General features: G+C 37.0%; 13 protein-coding genes. 10 read left to right on the top strand and 3 right to left on the bottom strand.

Features of this window, described 5'->3' with window-relative positions; genetic code table 11:
* The first annotated feature begins 130 nt into the window (after nucleotides 1-130).
* Nucleotides 131-1,771 (top strand): glycoside hydrolase family 43 protein, encoded by a 1,641-nt coding sequence (locus LUA91_RS08005; protein WP_231425523.1) that lies wholly within the window; start codon nucleotides 131-133, stop codon nucleotides 1,769-1,771.
* A 187-nt stretch (nucleotides 1,772-1,958) separates the two neighbouring features.
* Here the strand turns inward: LUA91_RS08005 and nagB are convergent, their stop codons facing one another.
* Nucleotides 1,959-3,884: a glucosamine-6-phosphate deaminase gene (nagB, locus tag LUA91_RS08000; protein ID WP_231425521.1), complete on the bottom strand. Its 1,926-nt coding sequence runs from the start codon at nucleotides 3,882-3,884 to the stop codon at nucleotides 1,959-1,961.
* 149 nt (nucleotides 3,885-4,033) lie between these two features.
* On the opposite strand from nagB, the gene LUA91_RS07995 reads away from it, so the two are divergent.
* The 3 genes from LUA91_RS07995 (at nucleotide 4,034) to LUA91_RS07985 (ending at nucleotide 9,780) form a co-directional block, all read left to right on the top strand.
* Nucleotides 4,034-5,230 carry an anhydro-N-acetylmuramic acid kinase gene (locus LUA91_RS07995; RefSeq protein WP_231425519.1) on the top strand — a complete coding sequence of 399 codons (1,197 nt, stop codon included), beginning with the start codon at nucleotides 4,034-4,036 and terminating at the stop codon, nucleotides 5,228-5,230.
* Nucleotides 5,231-5,338: 108 nt separating this feature from the next.
* A complete protein-coding gene (locus tag LUA91_RS07990) occupies nucleotides 5,339-8,470 on the top strand; it encodes a SusC/RagA family TonB-linked outer membrane protein (protein ID WP_231425517.1) in 3,132 nt (1,043 codons plus the stop codon).
* 14 nt (nucleotides 8,471-8,484) lie between these two features.
* The gene (locus LUA91_RS07985) at nucleotides 8,485-9,780 is read left to right on the top strand and encodes a RagB/SusD family nutrient uptake outer membrane protein (RefSeq protein WP_231425516.1); all 1,296 of its coding nucleotides are present in this window, start codon (nucleotides 8,485-8,487) and stop codon (nucleotides 9,778-9,780) included.
* Nucleotides 9,781-9,815: 35 nt separating this feature from the next.
* On the opposite strand, the gene LUA91_RS07980 is transcribed toward LUA91_RS07985, so the two are convergent.
* Nucleotides 9,816-10,562, bottom strand: coding sequence for a DeoR/GlpR family DNA-binding transcription regulator (locus tag LUA91_RS07980; RefSeq protein ID WP_231425514.1), 747 nt, complete (start codon nucleotides 10,560-10,562; stop codon nucleotides 9,816-9,818).
* Nucleotides 10,563-10,801: 239 nt separating this feature from the next.
* On the opposite strand from LUA91_RS07980, the gene LUA91_RS07975 reads away from it, so the two are divergent.
* From LUA91_RS07975 to LUA91_RS07960, 4 genes are all read left to right on the top strand, one after another.
* Entirely contained in the window at nucleotides 10,802-13,882 is a 3,081-nt protein-coding gene (locus tag LUA91_RS07975; protein ID WP_231425512.1) for a SusC/RagA family TonB-linked outer membrane protein, read from the top strand.
* An 11-nt stretch (nucleotides 13,883-13,893) separates the two neighbouring features.
* A complete protein-coding gene (locus LUA91_RS07970) occupies nucleotides 13,894-15,444 on the top strand; it encodes a SusD/RagB family nutrient-binding outer membrane lipoprotein (protein WP_231425511.1) in 1,551 nt (516 codons plus the stop codon).
* Between the two features lie 11 nt (nucleotides 15,445-15,455).
* Nucleotides 15,456-16,244: a DUF4397 domain-containing protein gene (locus LUA91_RS07965; protein WP_231425509.1), complete on the top strand. Its 789-nt coding sequence runs from the start codon at nucleotides 15,456-15,458 to the stop codon at nucleotides 16,242-16,244.
* Nucleotides 16,245-16,309: 65 nt separating this feature from the next.
* Nucleotides 16,310-18,934, top strand: coding sequence for a gliding motility-associated C-terminal domain-containing protein (locus tag LUA91_RS07960; RefSeq protein WP_231425507.1), 2,625 nt, complete (start codon nucleotides 16,310-16,312; stop codon nucleotides 18,932-18,934).
* Nucleotides 18,935-18,972: 38 nt separating this feature from the next.
* On the opposite strand, the gene LUA91_RS07955 is transcribed toward LUA91_RS07960, so the two are convergent.
* Entirely contained in the window at nucleotides 18,973-19,575 is a 603-nt protein-coding gene (locus tag LUA91_RS07955) for a porin family protein (protein WP_231425506.1), read from the bottom strand.
* Between the two features lie 170 nt (nucleotides 19,576-19,745).
* Here LUA91_RS07955 and LUA91_RS07950 point away from each other — a divergent pair, with 170 nt between their 5' ends.
* Entirely contained in the window at nucleotides 19,746-19,961 is a 216-nt protein-coding gene (locus LUA91_RS07950) for a hypothetical protein (protein WP_025141830.1), read from the top strand.
* Between the two features lie 137 nt (nucleotides 19,962-20,098).
* Nucleotides 20,099-21,790: a S41 family peptidase gene (locus LUA91_RS07945; protein ID WP_231425504.1), complete on the top strand. Its 1,692-nt coding sequence runs from the start codon at nucleotides 20,099-20,101 to the stop codon at nucleotides 21,788-21,790.
* Nucleotides 21,791-21,846 lie beyond the last annotated feature (56 nt).

Here is a 21,846-nt window from a genome sequence, read left to right as displayed (position 1 = left end):
TATTGGTTAGAATTGATTTTTGATCAAAATTGAAGCACTAAAATAAGAAAAAAATTAGTTTCTGCAATCGGTTGCATTCATAATTATTATTTTATACCTTTCGGATATTTAACCAAATAGTCCACACTAAATGAAAAAGTTCCTACTGATTTTTTTCTGTTCAATTGCAATTGCTGGTTCAGCACAAATAAAGTTAACTAATCCTATTCTTTCTGGTTTCTACCCTGACCCAAGTGTTACCAAAGTGGGTACGGATTACTATTTGGTGAATTCTACTTTTTCGTACTTTCCGGGAATACCAGTTTTCCACAGTAAAGATTTAAAAAACTGGAAACAGATTGGCAATGTGATCGACCGGCCAGGTCAAATGAATTTTATGGGTGATGGTGTATCACGAGGTTTATTTGCTCCATCAATTAATTTTCATAATGGGTTGTATTATGTTACCTGTACACTTATCGATCGAAAAGGAAATTTTGTAGTTACGGCTAAAAATCCCGCTGGGCCTTGGAGCGATCCGGTTTGGTTGCCCGAAGTTAAAGGTATAGATCCATCTTTATTCTTCGATAAGGATAAAGCTTACATTGTTTACAATAGCGATGCTCCAGACAATAAACCATTGTATAGCGGACATAGAACCATTCGTGTTTATGAATTTGATCCAATCAATTTGAAGGTTATTGGTGAAGAAAAGCAATTGGTGAACGGTGGAGTAGATATTAGCAAAAAACCAGTTTGGATCGAAGGGCCACATATTTTCAAGCGTGGCAATTGGTATTATTTGTGTGCTGCCGAAGGAGGAACCTCTGTCAATCATTCGCAGGTTGTTTTAAGGAGTAAGTCGGCAGTAGGACCATATGTAGCCTATGAGAATAATCCAATCTTGACCCAAAGAGACCTTGACCCAAACCGAAAAAATCCAATAACATCTGCTGGTCATGCCGAGCTTATAGATGGTCCAGACGGGAAAACCTATGCTGTGTTCTTAGCTGTTCGTCCTTACGAAGGCGATTTTTATAATACCGGGCGTGAAACATTTATTGCCCCAGTAAAGTGGGTTAATGATTGGCCAGTTATTAATCCGGATAGCAAAGAAATTAAGTTTAACTATTTCGCTAATTTTAAGGAGGTTAAAATTAAGAACGCAAAACCTCAAAATGGTAATTTCTCTTATCGGATTAAATTTGAAAATAGGCTTGATCCTGCTTTGCTTTTTTTAAGAACTCTGGATACTTCCTGGTATAAGCTCAATCAGTCAGGGCTGACTATGGATTTACGATCAGAAACAGTTATGGGCAATGGAAACCCTGCTTTTATTGGTAAGCGTCAGCAACATTTAAAATGCGATGCAAGTACACAATTGGTTTTCGATGCTAGGAGCGAAAATGAAAAAGCGGGAATAACGATTTTTCAAAGCGAATACAATTTTTATTTTTTATGCAAATCTATTGCGAAAGACCAGCCAGTTATACAATTATTTAAAGGAAACAAAGACTCAAAATCGATGGATTTATTGGCCGAAACGAAATTTTTGGGTGCCAAAATTTACCTTAAAATAGAAGCCAATAAGGATAAGTATCATTTTTATTATGCCAGTAAACCGAAAGAATGGAAAGTGTTGAAGGAAAATGTTGATGGGAAATTTTTAAGTACTAAAGTTGCTGGTGGTTTTGTGGGTTCTTTGTTTGGGTTGTATGCAACTTCTTCTGGAGAAAAATCAGTTAATAAGGCAAATTTTAAATGGTTGGATTATAGTGGCGATGATCAGTAAATGACTTACGAAGTTTAGTAGGCTTTTGTGTTGTGGGAGAACTTCGTCAGTCTCGACAATGCAATCCTTAAAAACTTTTTTTAAAAAAAATTGCGAAGTATTGCTGCGCTTCTGGCCATTGAGACTTCACCAATTACGACAAAAAAAATCCCCGCTTAAACAAGCGGGGATTCGTAGTCTAATAATATTAATCGTTAAACTTCCAGCGAACAAAAGCTTCCATAGCTTCGTACTCTGCCAAACCCAAATCGTCGTAAGCTTTTGCAGTTTCACGGTTTCTGTCTTCCGCCCGTTGCCAAAATTCGCGGGCATCATCACCTGGAAAAACAGCTCTATCTTTCTGACTTTGATGTTTGAAGATTGCATTTCTTTTGCGTTCCAACTCTTGTGGAGAGATGGGAACTGCCATTTCGATTTCATGCGTTTCAAATTCATGCCAAGCTCCACGGTACATCCATAACCAGCAATCCTGAGCCCAGGCTTCAGTTTTGCGCAAACGCGTTAAAGCTGCCAAAATAATATTGAAACAAACAATGTGTGTTCCATGTGGATCTTCAAAGTCGCCAGCAGCAAAAACCTGTTGCGGTTTTACTTGTTGTAAGAGTGCCATGGTCAGTTCAATATCAGCATCAGTTACCGGATTTTTCTGATTTTTTCCGCTTTCATAAAATGGAAGCGCCTGAAAATGAATATGATCATCTTCCAAACCGCAGTAACGGGCACCAGCAATGGCTTCACCTTTTCTAATCAAACCTTTAACAGTTTGTATTTCTGGCGTATCCACCTGGTTAGGTCTTTTCTGCTCAATAAAAGTTCTCATGTTATTGTACAGTTCTTTCAAATGAGAGTTATCCATTCCCATTTTTTCAGTAAAATCAACATTGAATTCTACAAAACGAAGCGCATCATCATCCCATACAGCAGTATTGCCTGATGTTTGATAAGCGACATGAACATCATGTTTCTGATCTACTAAACGAATAAAGGTTCCACCCATCGAAATAACGTCATCATCAGGGTGTGGAGAAAAAATAATTACACGCTTTTTAGCAGGCTCGGCTCTTTCCGGGCGTTGTGAATCATCAGCATTTGGTTTTCCACCTGGCCAACCAGTAATGGTGTGTTGTAATTTATTGAAGATGTGAATGTTAATGTTGTAAACTGGCCCTTTTTCAGTAGCCAATTGCGCCATGCCATTATTATTGTAATCGTCTTCAGTTAATTTTAATACTGGTTTTTTAAGCGTATTGGCTAACCAAATTACCGCTTTGCGAATCAATGCTTCTGTCCAAATACAATCCTTAACCAACCATGGAGTATCAAAACGTGTAAGTTCTGCAGCCGCTGGTGTATCTAAAATAAATTCTACATGCTCTGAAAGTTGTAAATAGGTCGCAGGAACATCGCCAGAAATTTCGCCTTCAACAGCCTTTTTAATAATGGAAGCTTTTTTACGGCTCCAGGCCATTAAAATGATCTCTCTTGCTTTGAAAATTGTACCAATACCCATGGTAATAGCCTTGGTTGGCACAAAGGATTTACCACCGAAATCACGTGCAGCATCACGGCGGGTCAAATCATCGAGGGTTACTAATCGTGTTCCAGAGTTTGGAGCAGAACCCGGTTCGTTAAAGCCAATGTGCCCTGTTCTACCAATACCTAAAATTTGGATGTCAAGTCCACCAAGTTCACCAATTTTTTTCTCATAATCCAAACAGAAAGCTGGAATATCCTCTAACGGAAGTGTTCCATCTGGGATGTGCACATTGTTTTTATCAATGTCGATATGATCGAAAAGATTTTCGTTCATAAATGTAACGTAACTCTGCGCTGCATTTGGCTGCATTGGATAGTATTCATCCAAATTAAAAGTTATTACGTTTTTAAAACTTAAACCCTCTTCCTTGTGCAGTCTAACTAATTCAGCGTAAACTGCAATTGGGGTAACACCTGTTGCTAAGCCCAGTACTGCAGGTGCGTTGTTTGCTTGTTTTGACTTAATGAGGTTGGCAATTCGGTGCGCCACATTAACAGAAGCAATTTTTGGATTATCGAACACGCTTACAGGTAGTTTCTCGAAACGTGTCTCCTCCAGTAGATTTAATCTAGCCATTTTATTTATGGATTTTAATGTACGGAGCAGTAAAGATAGAGAGTTATAGCCAATTTTTAACAAACGTTATTTACTTTTATTGCAACTAATTTTTTAAAACTCAATTAAGAGTAAAATCAAACGTTTGATCAATTTTTTTAAAGACTGTTATGAATCTCCAGATAAGAAACCTTTACAATAAAGCACAAAAACAGCAACGTTTAATTATTGGTTTAATGAGCGGTACATCAATGGATGGTTTGGATATTGCTCTTTGTGCGGTTAGCGGAAGTGGTGCAGAAACTGATATTAAAATTTTAGAATTTAAAACAGGAGCATATACAGATGACTTTAGATCGAAAATTAAAGCCATTTTTTCTAAAAAACTTGTTGATTTGGAACTGGTTTGCTTAATGAATGAACACATAGCGAATACTCATGCCCAACTAATTAATGAGGCTTTAAATGAATGGGGTTATAAGAATGATCAGGTTGATTTTATTGCCAGTCACGGCCAAACTATTTTTCATGCCCCGAAATCACTTCATAAATTACCTGATTATCCGAACGGAACACTGCAAATAGGCGATGGCGATCATGTTGCTGTGAAAACCGGAATCATAACCTTGTCCGATTTTCGACAAAAGCATTTGGCTGCAGGTGGCGAAGGTGCTCCTTTGGCTGTTTATGGCGATTATTTGATCTTTTCTAAAAGAGACGAAGATAGGGTAATGCTTAATATTGGTGGGATAGCCAATTTCACTTACTTACCAGGAAACCTAAAGGCATCTGAAATATTTTCTACCGATGTTGGGCCAGGTAATACATTGATGGATCAGTTTATGCAATACCACTACAACCAGTTTTATGATAAAAATGGAGCAGTTGCAAAATCTGGAAGCTTAAATGAAACATTATTGAAGGGGTTATTGAACTGTGATTTTTTTGATATGGCTTTCCCAAAAACCACGGGACCAGAATTATTTAATCTGGATTATTTACAAAATGCGCAAAGCCAAACCGCTACTTTAGATATTAAATTAGAGGATGTGATGGCAACTTTATGCCATTTTTCAGCACAAACCATTTCTGATGCTGTAAAACGATGCTTTGGAGAAGATGCAAAAGTACAAATTTTTATGAGCGGCGGCGGTATGCACAATCCGCTTTTGGTAGATTTGCTTAAAAAGAAGCTTCCAAACTCGAATTTCTTCACCACAGATGATTTAAATATTAACCCTGATGCGAAGGAAGCTGTTTTGTTTGCTGTCTTAGCCAATGAAACCTTATGCGGGCAAGCCATCGATTTTGGAGATAGACAAGGCGTACCATCAATATGTATGGGAAAAATAAGTTTGCCATCATAATACCTTTCTATCATTTTGTAAACTTCTTTGTATCGAATTAAAATTTGCTTTGTTGGGTATTTTGCTAAATTTGTTGAAATCCTAATCTTAACTACAAAACCAAATTTTATGGAAAAAAGTTACCTAAAATGGTCAACAAGATTTTTTGCAATTTTGATGATCCCATTTCTGCTGCTTTTATTTACAGGAATGGCACAGGGGCAAACTAAACGCTATACCATTAGCGGTAAAGTTACCGATGCCTCTAATAACGATCCGATTCCCGGCGTTGTTGTAAAAATTTTAAATACAAATTTAGCCACTAGTACCAATGGCAACGGAACTTATTCTTTTTCTGTTGATTTAGCTGCTGGAAATGCCCAGATTCAATTCTCATTCGTGGGTTATAAAAGCAAAACCCAATCAGTTACATTGGCAACAGCCGATCAGGTTCAGGTAAATGCCACCCTGGGTGCAGATGCCGTTGGGCTAGATGAGGTAATCGTTACCGGAACTTCACAAGGAACTACCAGAAAGCAATTGGGAAGTTATGTGAGTACAGTTAAAGGCGATGATTTAAATAAGGCACCAAGCGGAAACGCGTTGGCATCGCTTCAGGGTAAAACACCGGGTGCGCAAATCAGTCAAAACTCCGGAGATCCGGCTGGTGGCATTTCAGTGCGATTAAGAGGCGTGAGTTCTGTAAACTCATCATCTGAGCCTTTGTACATTATTGATGGTGTAATTGTAAATAATTCTACAACAAGAGTTACCAATACCTCTGCCAATTATGATGGAGGCAATTTTGTTGGAAGTATTGGCCAAAACAGAATGGTTGATATCAATCCAGCGGATATAGATCGCATTGAAGTTTTAAATGGAGCAGCAGCTGCAGCTATTTATGGATCAAGAGCAAATGCTGGAGTAATCCAAATTTTTACCAAACGAGGTAAAACAGGTGCGCCTCAAGTGAGTTTCAATACGAGCTTAACCATAAGTGAATTGCGCAAGCAGATTGATGTAAACCAATCGCCCGTAAAATTTGGTGGCCCAACGGACGGCACAACCGCACAAACTCAAGATGTTTTAACGCCTGCACTAACAAATACCACTGCGGTAACAAGGTATAATTATCAAGACTATATTTTTAGAACAGGTGTTGGAACTGATAACTCGGTTTCGGTTTCTGGGGGTAATGATAATACCAAGTTTTACACATCTGCCGGTTATTTTTCTAACCAGGGGATTATTAAAAATACCGATTTTACCCGGATGAATTTCAGGGCTAATTTAGATCAAACGATTAACAAATGGGCAAAAATGACAGCTGGGTTCAACTACATCCATAGCGATGCTAATGAAAAACCAGATGGTAATTCCTTCTTTTCGCCGATGAACTCCGTTACAATCATTGGTAACTTCCATGATATTTTTGCCAGAGATGCTTTAGGAAATTTAAAAGCGATTGGTGAACGTGGTCGTGTTAACCCAGTATCTGTTATCGAAGATATTAAACAACGCCAATTCACTAATCGAATTATTGCAAATACAGGTTTAAAGTTAACGCCAGTTAAAAACTTAACCATCGATTATACGATGGGGCTTGATAACTCCATTCAAAATGGAACAACTTACATTCCGCCATTTGCTTATAATGTAAGTACAGGTTTTTATGGTGGCGGACCAACTTTAGATCCTTCTTTAAATGGTTATGCAAGTGCTGCAAATGCTACCACTACGTTATTTAACAACGAATTAAATTTTACTTACGATACTAAAATTACCGATCTTTTAAGTTCAACAACGCAGTTGGGCGGCTCTTATCAATATCAAAAGGATCTTTATAGCTTATTAAATGGTCGTGGTTTAGCCCCATTTGTTCAAGTGGTAAATGGCGCAAGTACAATTTTGCCCAATGCCGATAGTCGTTCGGAATTTTCAATCAGTGGAGCCTATCTGCAACAAAACTTTAAATACAAAGATCATTTGTTCGTAACAGGAGCCATAAGGATAGATCAATCTACTGTATTTGGCGAAAATAACAGAACGCAATATTATCCAAAAGCGAATATCAGTTATGTATTATCATCTGCTGATTATTGGAAAGATTTTGGCGTTTCTTCATGGTGGAACGCATTTAAGTTAAGAGCTGCTTATGGCGAATCGGGTAACTTAACTGGAATTGGCGCATACGATCGTTTTAATGTTTATTCGCCAAGTGCGCTGAATAGTAAAACTTCTCTTACTTCATTAAATACTTTGGCAAATACAAATGTTAAGCCCGAACGCCAAAAGGAATTGGAGATAGGTACCGATATGTCATTTTTCAATAATCGCTTAGGATTAACTTTTAGCTACTATAATAAAAGTGTAAGTGATTTATTATTGGGTGTTGTAATTGCACCAACTACAGGTTATTCAAGTTTATTGGATAATATTGGCGGAACACTTAAAAATAAAGGTATCGAGTTAATGTTAACAGGAGTGCCGTTAAAAACTGATGATTTTTCTTGGACATCAACTGTGATCTTCAACAGAAATAGAAATAAAATAACAGGATCAGGTGCGCAAAGATTGATTTCTACAAATCCTGGGGCGCCAGTTTCCATTACCGATGGTTATCCGATAGGCGTATTTTATGGAACTTTCTTCGCTCGTGATGCCAATGGAAATTTATTACTGAATGCGCAGGGCATTCCGCTAACAGAAAGAGGTGTTCAAAAATCGTCTACAGATTACGAAGTGCAAAGAGATGCTAATGGCCAACCAACAGGAACCGTTTTACGTAAAGTAATTGGAGATCCTAATCCAGATTACACCGGATCATTTGTTAATGATTTTACCTACAAAAAATTAAGCTTACATATTCAATTGGATGCTGTTCAGGGTGGAGATGTTTGGAATGCAGATTGGAGAACCCGCCAAGGTGTAGGTAATGGCAAAGTTGCCGAAGCTGAGCAATTAGGGCAATTGCCTAGAGGTTATGTTGCCGGTGCATATAACGTAGAAGAATGGCGTATTGATGATGGCTCTTTTGTAAAATTAAGAGAGATTTCTTTGAGCTATAACATTGGACAAGTAAAGTTTATTAAAAACCTGACAGTAAATATTAGCGGTAGAAACTTGTTCTCATGGGATAATTACAAAGGCTACGATCCAGAATTAAACTCTGGTGGTCAGTCGACTATTTTAAGAAATATCGATTTCGGATCGGTGCCAATTCCACGTACATTTTCTTTCGGTTTACAAGCAAGGTTCTAAATAAAAGACTTATTATGAAAAATTTAAAATCAAAATATATAGGTTATGCTTTTCTGCTTACAACAGTTGCTTTCTCAAGTGCTTGTAAAAAGGAATACTTAAATCCAAATGCGGCAACGGCCGATGATGTTCTAACATCTGCAAAAGGCTTAACAGGCGTAACGGTAGGATTGCAAAAAAACTTTTCGACTACAAGAGCCGGAGTTTTATATGCTTCCATTACATTAAATGGATTAACAACAAATGAATTAATTTCGATAAACACAGGTAACACAAACGAAGAACGTTTAGTTGCTGGTGGTGTTCAGGTAGATGGAACCAATACGGTTTTATTGAGTGTTTGGGCAGGCTCGAATAAAATTATATTCGATGCGGATAATGTAATCAATAATGCGGCAAACTTACCAGATAAAAATTATGCGGCAGGCTTAATTGCGCATGCGAGTATCTTTAAGGCTTTGGCAATTGGCAATTTATCCGAATATTGGGAAAGAGTACCAGCTGGGATAGGACAAAATGTAACTTTTATTAGCCGTGTTGATGGTTTCAATAAAGCAATTTCAACCATTGATAATGCATTATCCGTGATTTCAGCAAATGCCATAAGCACTTCTTTTGCAGGTAATATTCCAGCAGGAATTGATATACCGAATACCTTAAATGCTTTAAAAGCGAGGTATGCCTTGTTTGCTGGAAATTATGCTCTTGCATTAACTGCGGCAAACGCGGTTGATTTAACCAAGAGATCTACATTTACTTATGATGCACTAAACCTTAATCCTATTTTCGAAATTGCAACATCAACAAATAATGTTATTCAGCCGAAAAACATTAATCTTGGTCAAACCGGTGCAAATATTCCTGATGCAGGCGATGCTAGAATTCCATTTTATACGGTTGTAAATACTACTGTAAGAATTAATGGTTTCGGAGCGGGTACTTTCACACAGATTCCGGTTTATCTACCAGGGGAAGTTACTTTGATAAAAGCAGAAGCTTATGCCCGTCAGGCTACACCAAATTTAACGAGTGCCTTAACAGAGCTGAACAAAATTGTAACCAAAACTGCAGCAACAGATCCTTTTGGCGTTGGGGCAAATTTACCTGCTTTAACGGGTACCTATACCCAACAGCAATTATTGGATTTAATTTACAAACACAGAAGTATTGAATTGTTTATGTCGGGTTTAAAGCTCGAAGATATGAGAAGGTTCAATCAGCCTTTAACAGATCGCAAGCGGAATTTTTTCCCATATCCTTTCCAGGAACGGGATAATAATCCTAATACACCAGCAGATCCTACATTCTAAATTAAAAGAGGGTTCCAAATTTGAACCCTCTTTTTTTATAAGATGTTTAAATCTTTGGCCCTATAGCCTGCATAGGCTTCATCGGCTTCATCGAGTTCGGTTACTAAATAACTGATGCTTTCGATTGGGCAAACCCTTAATCTCAAGGAGATATCGAGCTTCTCTGATATACACAACACTGCGGTTTTCTTTGAGCAGGCAATCATTGCTTTTTTTAATTGGTTAATTTCCCAATAAGTATCTGTTAAGCCATCTTCTGGATGGATGGCACTAGTTCCCATTACGCATAAATCGGCTTTAATTTCTGAAAGCTGCGTGATTACTTGTCCGCCGTAGGTAATTTGCGAATTTTTTGAAAACAAACCACCAATAAGAATCACTTCCAGATTATCGTACTTTGCCAACTCAACAGCAACCAAAGGACTGATGGTAAAAAAAGTGCCTGCAATATTTTGTGGAAGTTGCTTAACCAATTCTAAAATAGTAGTTCCTCCACCCGTTAAAACCACCATTCCGTCTTTAAAAAGGGTTGTGGCTTTTTTAGCAATCACGATTTTTATATCTCTTGCATAAACGGTACTATCATCAAAAGAACTGTGGTATGATTTCGACAGTGCACCCCCATGAACTTTAAAAAGCAAGTCTTCATCTACCAATTCTTGCAAATCTCTTCTAATGGTATCTTCAGATACATTCAGGAGTTGAACCAAATCGGAGGTTAGTACACGGTTGTGCAAATTGATTTGGCGCATAATAAAATCATGGCGTTCTTTTTTAAGCATATTGTGTTTGGTTTACACGAAAGTAAAAATACTTTTCAATAATTTGCGTGTTTGTGCGTTTTTGTGCAATTATATATGGCGTTGGTTGTATAAAAATCTTTGTTGTTTTGTTCTTTTATTAAAAAACATTTATCATATTTACCTCATATTAAATAAAATGCGTTATTATGCGTGTTTTGGCAAACAACAAACAAACTAACTAACTAAACAAATTCTTACTAATCCCTTATTGGCAGTTTATGAAAAAAAAGCTACTATTAATTTTTCTTGGTACGTTTTTGTTGCTGGCTCATGCCTTTGCGCAACAAATAACCGTTACCGGTAAGGTATCATCATCCGATGGACCAATACCAGGAGTTTCCATCCGAGTTAAAGGAACTACCACAGTTGCTCAAACTAACGGCGATGGAAATTATTCAGTAAAAGCATTAAAAACTGATGTACTACAGTTTACTTACATTGGGTTTAGAACTCAGGAAAAACCTGTTGGGAACAATACTACAATGAATGTAGTAATGGCTACAGATGCAAGTAATCTTGATGATGTAATCGTTACGGCTCAAGGTATTGAAAGAAGTTCGCGTTCTTTGGGTTATTCTACGCAAACTATTAAGGGTGGAGAAGTTGCGCAAACACAGCGTGATAACTTCTTAAATGCATTACAGGGTAGGGTTGCTGGTGCAACTATTACACCTACAAATGGTACACCTGGAGCATCATCAACCATGATTATCCGTGGTGGGGTTTCTCTTGATGGAGATAATCAACCTTTATTCGTTATTGATGGTTTGCCGATTTCAAACCGTACTTTTAGTGAATACAATCTTGTGGGTCAAGGTACTTTTAATCGCCAGAATGATTATGGTAATAGAGCAATGGACATTAATCCTGAGGAAATAGAAACCATTACAATTTTGAAAGGTCCGGAAGCTTCGGCGCTTTATGGTACTCAAGGCGCTTCTGGTGCCGTAGTAATCACCACAAAGAAAGCTAAGGCAGGTACCGCTAGAGTAACCTATAATAATTCATTCCGGGTAGAAAATGCTTATCGTTTTCCTGATGTTCAATCTGTTTATGGTGGTGGTGCAGGTGGTTTTTTTGATGAAGAGGTTCGTACCAGAACTTACTTTGGCGCAAAAATTCCGGGTAACAGAACAATTTACGATAACGTAGGTAATTTCTATAAAACAGGCTTCACACAAAAACACAATGCCTCGATTGAAGGTGGAAGTGAGAAACTTTCTGTTAGAACTTCTTTGGGTTATACCAACCAAACTGGTATCGTACCTGGTACTGATTTTAATACCTTAAATGGTAAAGTAAGTGTAACCTCAACAATAAGTGATAAGTTGAAGATGAATGGTTCAATCAATTTTATCAACTCTAAAACTAATAAAACTTACAAGGGTGCAAGTAGCCCGATGTTAAGTTCTTTAACCTGGCCATTGGTTGATGATATGCGGAACTACTTAACCAGTACGGGAGATAGAAGAACCATTACAGGAAGCTTAAGTGCAGAACTTGATAATCCATATTGGGCAGTAGAAAAAAATCCTAACTGGGAAAAAAGCAACAGGATGCTGGCAAACTTTGGTATGGATTATATCCCTACAAAATGGTTAAGTATTACGGCCAGAGGTGGAGCTGATATTAATGCAGGGCAGGGTTTATCTGCCTATCATCCACAATCTTATGGATCAAATGTTGCAGGTACAGTATATGCAGGTGGTGGTATAAATACATACAATACCAATGAACGTTTGTATAACGCAACTTTAATCGCAACCATCAAAAAAGATTTTGGAAAATTTAAACCTGTTATTCGTATCGGTGGAGATTTAACTGATGCTTCTTACCAAACGAATGCCCAGTTTGGAACAAGGTTTTATCAGCAAAATTTTTATAGTATGAACAATACCGATCCAACTACTCAACGTGTAGCTTTCGCCGATGAGTTGAAAAGAAAAGTTGGTGCGCTAGCAGTTGCTGAACTTGGATATGACGATTTATTATATTTAACATTAACAGGAAGACAAGATTTTTCTTCTACACTTCCTATCAAAAACTATAGCTTCTTTTATCCGGCAAGTTCATTAAGTTTTGTGTTTTCTGATTTGGCACCATTAAAAAAATTGAATTGGTTATCATTCGGTAAATTAAGAGCTTCTTATGGCCAGTCAGGAAAAGATGCTAGAAATGCTTACGTAACCAAAACAAAGTTAGTTGCTCAAACAACAACAGGAGGCGGCTTTGCTACAGATGTTACTGCTGGTAATCCAGATCTTGAAGCAGAATTTAGTACAATGGCTGAAGCAGGTTTCGAGCTTGGTTTATTCAATAACCGTTTATCATTTGATTTTTCTGTTTACAATACGGTATCAAATAAACAAATTACTGCACCAAGACTTAGCTATGCAACAGGCGCAATTTTAGGTTATATTAACAGTGGAAAAATTCGTAAACGTGGGTTTGAATTATTGGTTAAAGGTAATCCAATTAAAACAACCAACTTCACTTGGGATATTTCAGCCAACTTTGCCAGAGATAGAGGTAATATTTTAGCATTGCCAGCTGATCAGGATGTATTCTACGTTTCAGATTCTTGGTTATTTGATAATGTTAGAGCGCAATATACAGTTGGATCTTCCATTTCGGCTTTTGCTGGTATTGATTACTTAAGAAATAATGCGGGCGATATTTTGATCAATCCTACAAACGGTATGCCGATTAAAGGAACAAACTTTACCCCAATTGGAGATAGAGCTCCAGATATTTCGGTAGGTTTAACCAACAGCTTTACCTATAAAAACTTTAACTTGTCATTTTTGCTCGATATGAGAAAAGGTGGTGATATTTATAATGCTACAGAGTTTTATTTATATTCCCGTGGAATGTCACAACTTACTTTAGACCGTGAAATTCCGCGTGTAATTACAGGTGTTTTAAAAGATGGTTTAGAAAATTCGGGTAATCCTACAGCTAATAATATATTGGTAACACCATACATTACCACATCATATTATTCTACATTTTATAATACAAGAGATTTCTTACAAGAAGATGTGAACTGGATTCGATTAAAGGATATCACCTTGTCTTATAACTTGCCGAAAAGTTTATTCGCGAAAAGCACCGTATTTAAAAGTGCTAACGTATTCTTTACAGGAACAGATTTGTTGTTGATTACAAATTACAAAGGTGTTGATCCTGCAGTAAATGGATTGAGTGCGGCATCTGGCGGTTTAGGCGGAACAGGGATCGATTTCGGTTCTGTTGGCTTGCCAAGAGGTTATAACTTTGGTTTAAGAGTTGGGTTTTAATTATTAGAGAGATGAAAAAAATATATATAGTGATCACAGCATTAATGGTGTTTTTATCTGCTGGTTGCAAGAAATACCTGGATGTAAACACTGATCCGGCGACGCCGCAAACACCAGAAAGTAAAACACTTACGCCTCCACTATTTGCGCAAATGGAGAGAGGTATCCAGTTTGACTCCAGGTATCTTGGGGGCCTAATTCAGTATTTTGGAGGAAGTGTGAATGTTGGTGAAACACATGGTTGGTCTCCCGGTAGTGATGTAATGGGAGAAATTTGGAGGACCAATTATTATGGTTTAGGTGCCAATCTTAATCTTATTATCGAAGATTCTCAGGCAAAACAGGAATATAACTACATAGGATTAGCTCAAGCTTTGAAGGCGTGGAGCTGGCAAACAACTACAGATTATCATGGGGAGATTATCCTAAAGCAAGCATATGAACCAAATCGTTATGTTTTCGATTATGATAAACAAGAAGATGTTTATGCAGAGGTAGTAAGATTGGCAAATGAATCAATTGCCAATTTCTCTCGTACCGATGGAACTGGTAGTGTGGCTAAAATGGCTGGAGCTGATTTAATTTATAATGGTGATAATGCCAAATGGATTAAATTCAATTATGGAGTTCTAGCAAGAAATGCAAACAATTTAATTAATAAGGCAAACTACAATCCTGCTAAAGTTATCGAGTATGTAGATAAAGCATTATCAAGCAATGCCGATAATTTCCTCGTTCCAAATACAGGGTCAACAGCTGCAAATGGAAATTTTTATGGACCTTTAAGAGCAAACTTAGCTGCCTATCGCCAAACCAGAATGATTGTTGGTTTATTGGATGGCACTTATTTCACAGGTATAAAAGGAACAGTAATCGATCCAAGAATTGTGAATATGATTACGCCGTCTGCTGATAATGAATACAGAGGAACAAACCCTGGTGCTGGTGATCCTGGTACTGCTGCATTGCGAAATCAAATTCCAAATCCATGGGGTGTTTTAGCTTCTGCCAATCCTGGTGCAACTTTTGGAAAATATTTATTTAAGGATAATGCAAGTTTTCCTATTATGACTTACGCTGAAATGCAGTTTATTAAAGCTGAAGCTGCTTTTAGAAGTGAAAACCCAACATTAGCTTATACGGCATATTTAAATGGTATTTCTGCAAGTATCGATTTTGTAAGTGCACTTGGTACCGCAATCACAACAGCACAAAAAACTGCTTATATGACCAGTGCTGCGGTAAAACAAAGTGCATCAGCATTAACCCTAAGAGATATTATGCTACAAAAGTATTTGGCATTATATGGTTATGGCTTTGTAGAAACATGGTGCGATCTTCGTAAATATAATTACAACGTTGGCGATGCAAAGGGCAATAACCCTTATTTAGGTGTTTTCTTTTTGCCAACCGTGCTTTATCCAGATAATGGTGGTAAACCAGCACAACGTTATCGCCCACGTTACAACTCTGAGTATTTATGGAACGTAGCGGCATTAAAAGTTATTGGAGCTGATTTGCCTGATTATCATACTTACAAAATGTGGTTCTCTCAACCTTAATCGATACAATTATGAAAAAGACATTATATATTTTAATTGCTGCCGTAACTATATTTACCGCTTGTAAAAAAGGCGAATTGGTAGAAAGTACACCTTATACCAAAATCAATGTTGGCGATCCGGCATACTCTTTCCTGCGTTTTATTAACATGACGCCGGGCAGCCCAAGTGTTAACTTTTACATGAATGATACTCGGATTTCGGGTGCGTACAATGCATTGACGGGAGAAACAGGTTTTAGTTACATCGGTATTTTTCCAGTAAATCCTGGTCAGTTTTTGCCTATAACCCCAGGAACCAGTAAAATCGATGCAAAAATTGTATCATCTGCTGCAACAGATAAAAGTTTGAACGTATTTAACACGAACATCAATTTAGCTGGTGGTAAATATTATACCTTATTTACCACAGGAGCTTATAATACCGCCGATAAAAAAATTCCAGCTTCATTATTGTTGGAAGAAGTAAGGCCAGCGTTAGATACCACTAAAATTTTCGTTAGAATGGTAAACTTATACAATGGTGGAACAGCTAACATCGATATGGTACAAAGAACTACTGGTCAGGTTATCGTTCCGAATGTGGCTTATAATTCTGCATCAGGCTTTGTAGAGATACCGCTTCCTGGGCAATCAAATGTATACCAGTTTAATTACACAGGTACAACAACCTCAGTAACAACGGGCAGCTTTTCAGGGATAACATTAACTAAAGGACAAGCCTATACCTTCATTGTTAGGGGGATAGCTGGGTCTACAACAACTCCATTTGGGTTAAGTTATTACGCATCCTTTTATTAAAAAATTTATTATATTAGAAAAGACAAGGTTATTTAGCCTTGTCTTTTTTTTTGACTATCAAAGCCATGCGATACCTCATTCTGTTTCTTGGTTTTTTGTTTTTTAATATTGCATTTTTACATGCGGATACATTCACTGTAATAAATAATTTAAACTCTGGTACAGGATCTCTACGCGACGCCATAGAAAGAGCGAACACTAATGGAACGGCTGATGTGGATTATATTTATTTCAATTTACCAGGCTCATCTTTGGCAGATGTAACTATTGCCCTGGAAACAGAGCTGCCCATACTCACAGCAAATATTATTATCGATGGAACTACTCAACCATTTTCTGCCTTGGGTAATCCAAATATTAAAATTAGTTTAACTAGAGTTGTTGCCACTTATTTTAATGGCTTAAGAATGGACAATGCCAATAAAATTGAAGTTTATGGTTTGCTTTTTGGTAATTTTCAGTCTGATCCTTTAGGCGCAATTGAAGATAAAAAAGGAGGCATTTACCTCTATAACTCTAAAGATATTGTAGTTGGTGCACCAAATAAGCCAAATTGTTTTGTAGGGTGCTATGCTGGAATTCTCTCACCATTTGTAATTCCTAAGTTTTTTATAGAAAATGTTAAAATATCATCAAATATTTTTGGTTTAGCTGAAAATGGATTAACCGTTGCACCAAATGAAACGGGGATTGATATCAGTTTTATTAAAGGGGGCATTATTGGCGGAGATACACCGGAAGAAGGAAATTTGGTAACTGGTAATACTCGAACAGGTATTGCTCTTGGTGGAGCAGAAGGCATTTATAAGATTGCAAATAACATCATCGGGTTAGATAAAAATTTCAATCCGAAGCCTACGCTTGCTGCTAAAGGAATTTATGTTAACGGGGGAACAAGTGCACCTATTATCACGGATAACATTGTGGGTGTTCAATCCATTGCCATCCATGTAGATTATGTAAATGATGGTTTTGTGATCGCCCGAAATAAGATCGGCACCGGTAAATTAGGGACTGAAAACTTTTCAAACACCTTAGGCATTCACATTAATTTTTCAAATACAAAGGGGCTTATTGGTGGTTCTAATGTTAACGATCAGAATTTTATTGCATATAACAAAACGGCTATCCTTGTCGAGAATTCTTATCCAATCGCCATTTTTAAAAACAGCATATATTGCAATTCAACTGCTGCAATCACATTTAAAAATCAGTCGCTTAATCCGGCAAAAATTAGTTTGATATCTGCCAGTGAGGTTAGTGGAGTATATAGTCCTAATTCAATCGTCGAACTATTTTATACCGATGAATGCAACGATTGCCAGGGAAAAACTTGGTTTGCTACGGTACCTACGGATGCCGCTGGTTTTTGGAAGTATACAGGTTCTATTGCAGGTAAAATAACAAGTTTAGGTACTGATGCAAATGGTGCAACATCTAATTTTTCTAAACCATTAATAGACGACACTGATAAACAAATTATCGATCCATTTTGTGGGCAAACTACCGGAAGTATCAAAAATTTAAAAGTCTACAATGCAAGTGTTTTTCAATGGTTTAACAGTGCTGGCCTGCTTGTTGGCAATACCAAAGATCTTGAAAATGTTCCAGCAGGCACATATTATTTAAAAGCCGGGCAAATGGGTGCTTGCGATGTTACTTCAACAACGTACACCATTGGCTCATTAGGAAACGGTATCGACGATAGCAATAAAAGAATAGCTGATGAGATTTGTGGGGCATCTAATGGGAGCATTAAAAATATTGGAGTTGCCAATAACCTTGCAAAAACTTGGTATAATCAACAAGGCGATATTGTAGGAAATGGTTCAGATTTGGGAAATATACCTGCGGGAAGTTATTTTTTTAAGGCTGGTGAGAATAGTTGTGAAATTACATCGCCAGTGTATGTTATTAAAAATGTGGTAAAAAATTATGTTATTAAAAATGTGATCATAAAGCCTGCCAGCTGCGGCAATAGTAATGGAAGTATTACCATCCAAAGCTATCAAACTGATAAACCGGTTTTGTTTATTTGGAAGGATGCTGATGGAAATGCAGTTGGAAATAATGAAAACCTAACGGATGTATCTGCAGGGACATATACATTAGCTGCATCTGACGGTTTAAACTGTGAAAACATTGCTGGCAGTTTCACAATTGAATCAACAGAAAATCCAATAATTGATTTGACTACAATGCAATCATTTATCAGCTGCGATGGCAAAACGATAAACATAACAGATATTCAAATATTGGGATCAACATCGCCCTATAATTTTCAATGGATTGATCCCAATGGAAATGTAGTATACAATGAATTAAATTTAACCGCCAAACCTGGAAAATACTACTTAAAGGTGGTTGATAAGTACGGTTGTGAAATCACTAGTGAAGTAATCGATTTGGATTTATTAGAAAAGAAAAAACTCCAGGTGCCAAATTCTATTACGCCAAATGGCGATGGGGTGAATGATACCTGGCGAGTACCGGGAGCTGAAAATTATCCTAATGCCGAATTTTTTATTTTCAATAGAACTGGCGGCAGAATTTTTCATTCCATAGGTTATGACAAAGAATTCGACGGTACTTACAACGGTAAACCATTAAATGTTGGCGTGTATTATTATGTAATCGATTTGAAAACAGATTGTGGTAAACTCACCGGAAGTTTGACTATTTTAAAATGAAACAAGGCCAGAAAAATTTTTTCTGGCCTTGTAATGAATTACAATATCTTAAATCCTAAACTCAATTGAAACAAGTTGGGTTTTTGAGTATATTTCTCACTTTTACTGATGTTAGAAATTCCTGCCTCATAACGTAAATCAACAGAAATTGCGCCAACATCAACTCCAGCACCAGCCTGGATTCCAAACGCTTGATCTTTATAATTTTTAAAATCAGTAGCCTGATCATAAGCACTGCTAAATGTTGAGTTCTCATTTAATACAAATGATACCACCGGACCAGCCATTACCCTAAAATTTAGGTTTTTTGCGCCAAACCTGGTTCCCAATAATACAGGCACATCTAAAGTGGTAAATTTCACTTTACCTTCTGCAGCAACCTCGGTATTGTTATTATTGGTAAAGCTGATAAACTTATTGCCCTTGCTGCCAATGTAAGCTTCTGGTTGAACATAAAAACTTGCTCCGCCAATACGGGCCCAGGCGCCAATTTGATAGCCTAAACGGTTTTCTTCGCTGGCAAAATCCGAATTAAGTTTTGCTAAGTTTACACCAGCCTTAACACCAAGGTTAAAAGTTTGTGCTTGAGATGTAGCCCAACCAAAGGTTAGGAAAACAATAGAAAGGATGATTTTTTTCATTTTTTTTAAGATTAGAATTTGCGTGTTTCTTTTAATTAATTTTTATAACGGTGTTTTAACACAATTATGGCGTAAAGATATTCCCTAAAACTCTATTTTTTTAACACACGGCACAAAAAAGTAATAACCTGAACAAATATTTTTTACTTTTGCATCAAATAAAATCTGCTATGGCTAATTTTCAACTTACTTCAGAAACTGCATTTAAAGTAAAAACAAAGTTTTTAAGGAAATATCGCGATTTAGCGAATGAACCTCTAGAATTTACGCCCGGCAAAGAAGATCAATTGATAGAAGATTTAATGCGTTTAGTAAAACGCGATCGCACTTACATAGAATTTACCATTCAAAAAGCTTTGGCAGATACTAAAGGCAACAGACTTTAATATTTACGAAACATTTTCTCCATACTACGCCAAGCAAATATCTTCTTTTTAATATTTGTGCCTTTTTGTACATTTACCTTTCTATAAACAACTAATCATCCATTAGCTTTACTGTTTTGGATTTGACAATATAAGGTATGAAGAAACTAAAATATTATTTTTTAGCGGCGGGTTTGGCTTTGGCTGTATGCTTATTCTCTTTTAAGGAAGACCTATTCCTTGTATCAAAAAATCTCGATATTTTCGCTTCACTATACAAGGAAATCAACATCAATTATGTGGATGATACCAATGCGCCTCAACTCATGAAAATAGGGATTGATGCTATGTTGGATAGCCTTGATCCTTATACTGAATATGTTCCTGAATCGGAAATTGAAGATTACAAGCTAAAATATGTAAGTACACAATATGGAGGCATTGGAGCTGCAACCGTACTTATTGATGGAAAACTTTTTGTAAATGATGTAAGTGAGGGTTACCCAGCCAATAAAAGTGATGTTAAACCCGGAGATCAAATTTTAAAGATTAACGGAATTGAAATTAAGGGAAAGGATCGGACTCAAATAAGTCAGTTACTACGCGGACCAAAAGGAACCCCCGTTGATTTGACTTTAATAAGAGATGGTAAAGAAATCGCTAAAAAACTGAACCGCGAAGAAATTAAACAACCAAACGTTTCCTATTCGGGCATGGTTGGCGATGGTATTGGTTATATTAAACTTGATAAATTTTTAGAAAATTCTGGTCAGGAGGTAAAAGATGCCTTACTGAACATTAATAAGGAAAACCCTAAAGGCATTGTTCTGGATTTGAGAAATAATGGCGGCGGTATTTTACAGGAAGCCGTTAAAATTGTAAATCTTTTTGTGGATAAAGATCAGTTGGTGGTGATTCAAAAAGGTAAGAATGCCGAAAAAACCATTACCTATAAAACACAAGCGCTTCCCATATCTCAATCAGTTCCATTGGTTGTTTTGGTAAACGGAAATTCTGCATCGGCCTCTGAAATTGTTGCCGGTTCACTGCAAGATTTGGATCGTGCCATTGTGGTTGGACAACGCAGTTATGGCAAAGGCCTGGTGCAGCAAACGTTTAATCTTCCGTATAATAGCTTAGTTAAAGTTACCGTTGCCAAATACTATACGCCGTCGGGCAGGTGTATCCAAAAGCTCGATTATGCGCATAAAGATATTAATGGAATTGCTGAACGTTTTGCCGATTCAACAATTGCCATGTTCCCAACCAAAGCAGGTAGAAATGTATACAGTGGCAATGGTGTATATCCCGATGTGGTGGTAAATGCCGATAAACTTAGTCCGGTTACCATTACCATGATTAACAAAAGTTTATTTTTTAACTATGCAAATGCATATTGGAAAAAGAACCCTAAGTTAGAATCGGCAAAAGCTTTTCAGGTTTCTGATGCAGATTACGCCACTTTTGTAAATACATTGGCCGATAAGGATTTAACCTATCAAAGCAGAACCGAACGATTATTATCTGATTTACGTGTAGAGGCCGAAAAGGAAAATAAATCTGCTGAAGTGAAAGCTGATTTAGAAAATTTAAAATACAAACTAACTTCATCTAAAAAGAATGATTTGGCTACGCATAAAATAGAAATCAAAAGAGTTTTGGAAACCCAAATTGTAAGCAGGTATTTTTATGAAAAAGGTAGGATAGAACAAAGTTTTCAATACGATAAGGAATTGGCTGCGGCTAAAAACCTTTTTACAAATCAAACTCAAATGCTTGCTATTTTAAAGGGAGATGGAAATTACAAAGTAATTGGCAAGCCAGTTAAAGAAACTGCAAGTATTGATTAGTGCCAACTTTTTATTTTGACGTTTGTATTAATGCAAAAAATCAACTCTATAGGTAA

It is taken from the genome of Pedobacter sp. Leaf250, from assembly GCF_920984735.1.
Classification (GTDB): domain Bacteria; phylum Bacteroidota; class Bacteroidia; order Sphingobacteriales; family Sphingobacteriaceae; genus Pedobacter.
This window is presented reverse-complemented; position numbering and strand designations above follow the sequence as displayed.

What these genes read in the sequence shown, in the direction of transcription:
- LUA91_RS07980 (WP_231425514.1), bottom strand. Translation starts at nt 10,562, where the DNA reads ATGCTTAAAAAAGAACGCCATGATTTTATTATGCGCCAAATCAATTTG.
- LUA91_RS07975 (WP_231425512.1), top strand. Translation starts at nt 10,802, where the DNA reads ATGAAAAAAAAGCTACTATTAATTTTTCTTGGTACGTTTTTGTTGCTG.
- LUA91_RS07950 (WP_025141830.1), top strand. Translation starts at nt 19,746, where the DNA reads ATGGCTAATTTTCAACTTACTTCAGAAACTGCATTTAAAGTAAAAACA.
- LUA91_RS07970 (WP_231425511.1), top strand. Translation starts at nt 13,894, where the DNA reads ATGAAAAAAATATATATAGTGATCACAGCATTAATGGTGTTTTTATCT.
- nagB (WP_231425521.1), bottom strand. Translation starts at nt 3,884, where the DNA reads ATGGCTAGATTAAATCTACTGGAGGAGACACGTTTCGAGAAACTACCT.
- LUA91_RS07960 (WP_231425507.1), top strand. Translation starts at nt 16,310, where the DNA reads ATGCGATACCTCATTCTGTTTCTTGGTTTTTTGTTTTTTAATATTGCA.
- LUA91_RS07995 (WP_231425519.1), top strand. Translation starts at nt 4,034, where the DNA reads ATGAATCTCCAGATAAGAAACCTTTACAATAAAGCACAAAAACAGCAA.
- LUA91_RS07990 (WP_231425517.1), top strand. Translation starts at nt 5,339, where the DNA reads ATGGAAAAAAGTTACCTAAAATGGTCAACAAGATTTTTTGCAATTTTG.
- LUA91_RS07965 (WP_231425509.1), top strand. Translation starts at nt 15,456, where the DNA reads ATGAAAAAGACATTATATATTTTAATTGCTGCCGTAACTATATTTACC.
- LUA91_RS08005 (WP_231425523.1), top strand. Translation starts at nt 131, where the DNA reads ATGAAAAAGTTCCTACTGATTTTTTTCTGTTCAATTGCAATTGCTGGT.
- LUA91_RS07945 (WP_231425504.1), top strand. Translation starts at nt 20,099, where the DNA reads ATGAAGAAACTAAAATATTATTTTTTAGCGGCGGGTTTGGCTTTGGCT.
- LUA91_RS07985 (WP_231425516.1), top strand. Translation starts at nt 8,485, where the DNA reads ATGAAAAATTTAAAATCAAAATATATAGGTTATGCTTTTCTGCTTACA.
- LUA91_RS07955 (WP_231425506.1), bottom strand. Translation starts at nt 19,575, where the DNA reads ATGAAAAAAATCATCCTTTCTATTGTTTTCCTAACCTTTGGTTGGGCT.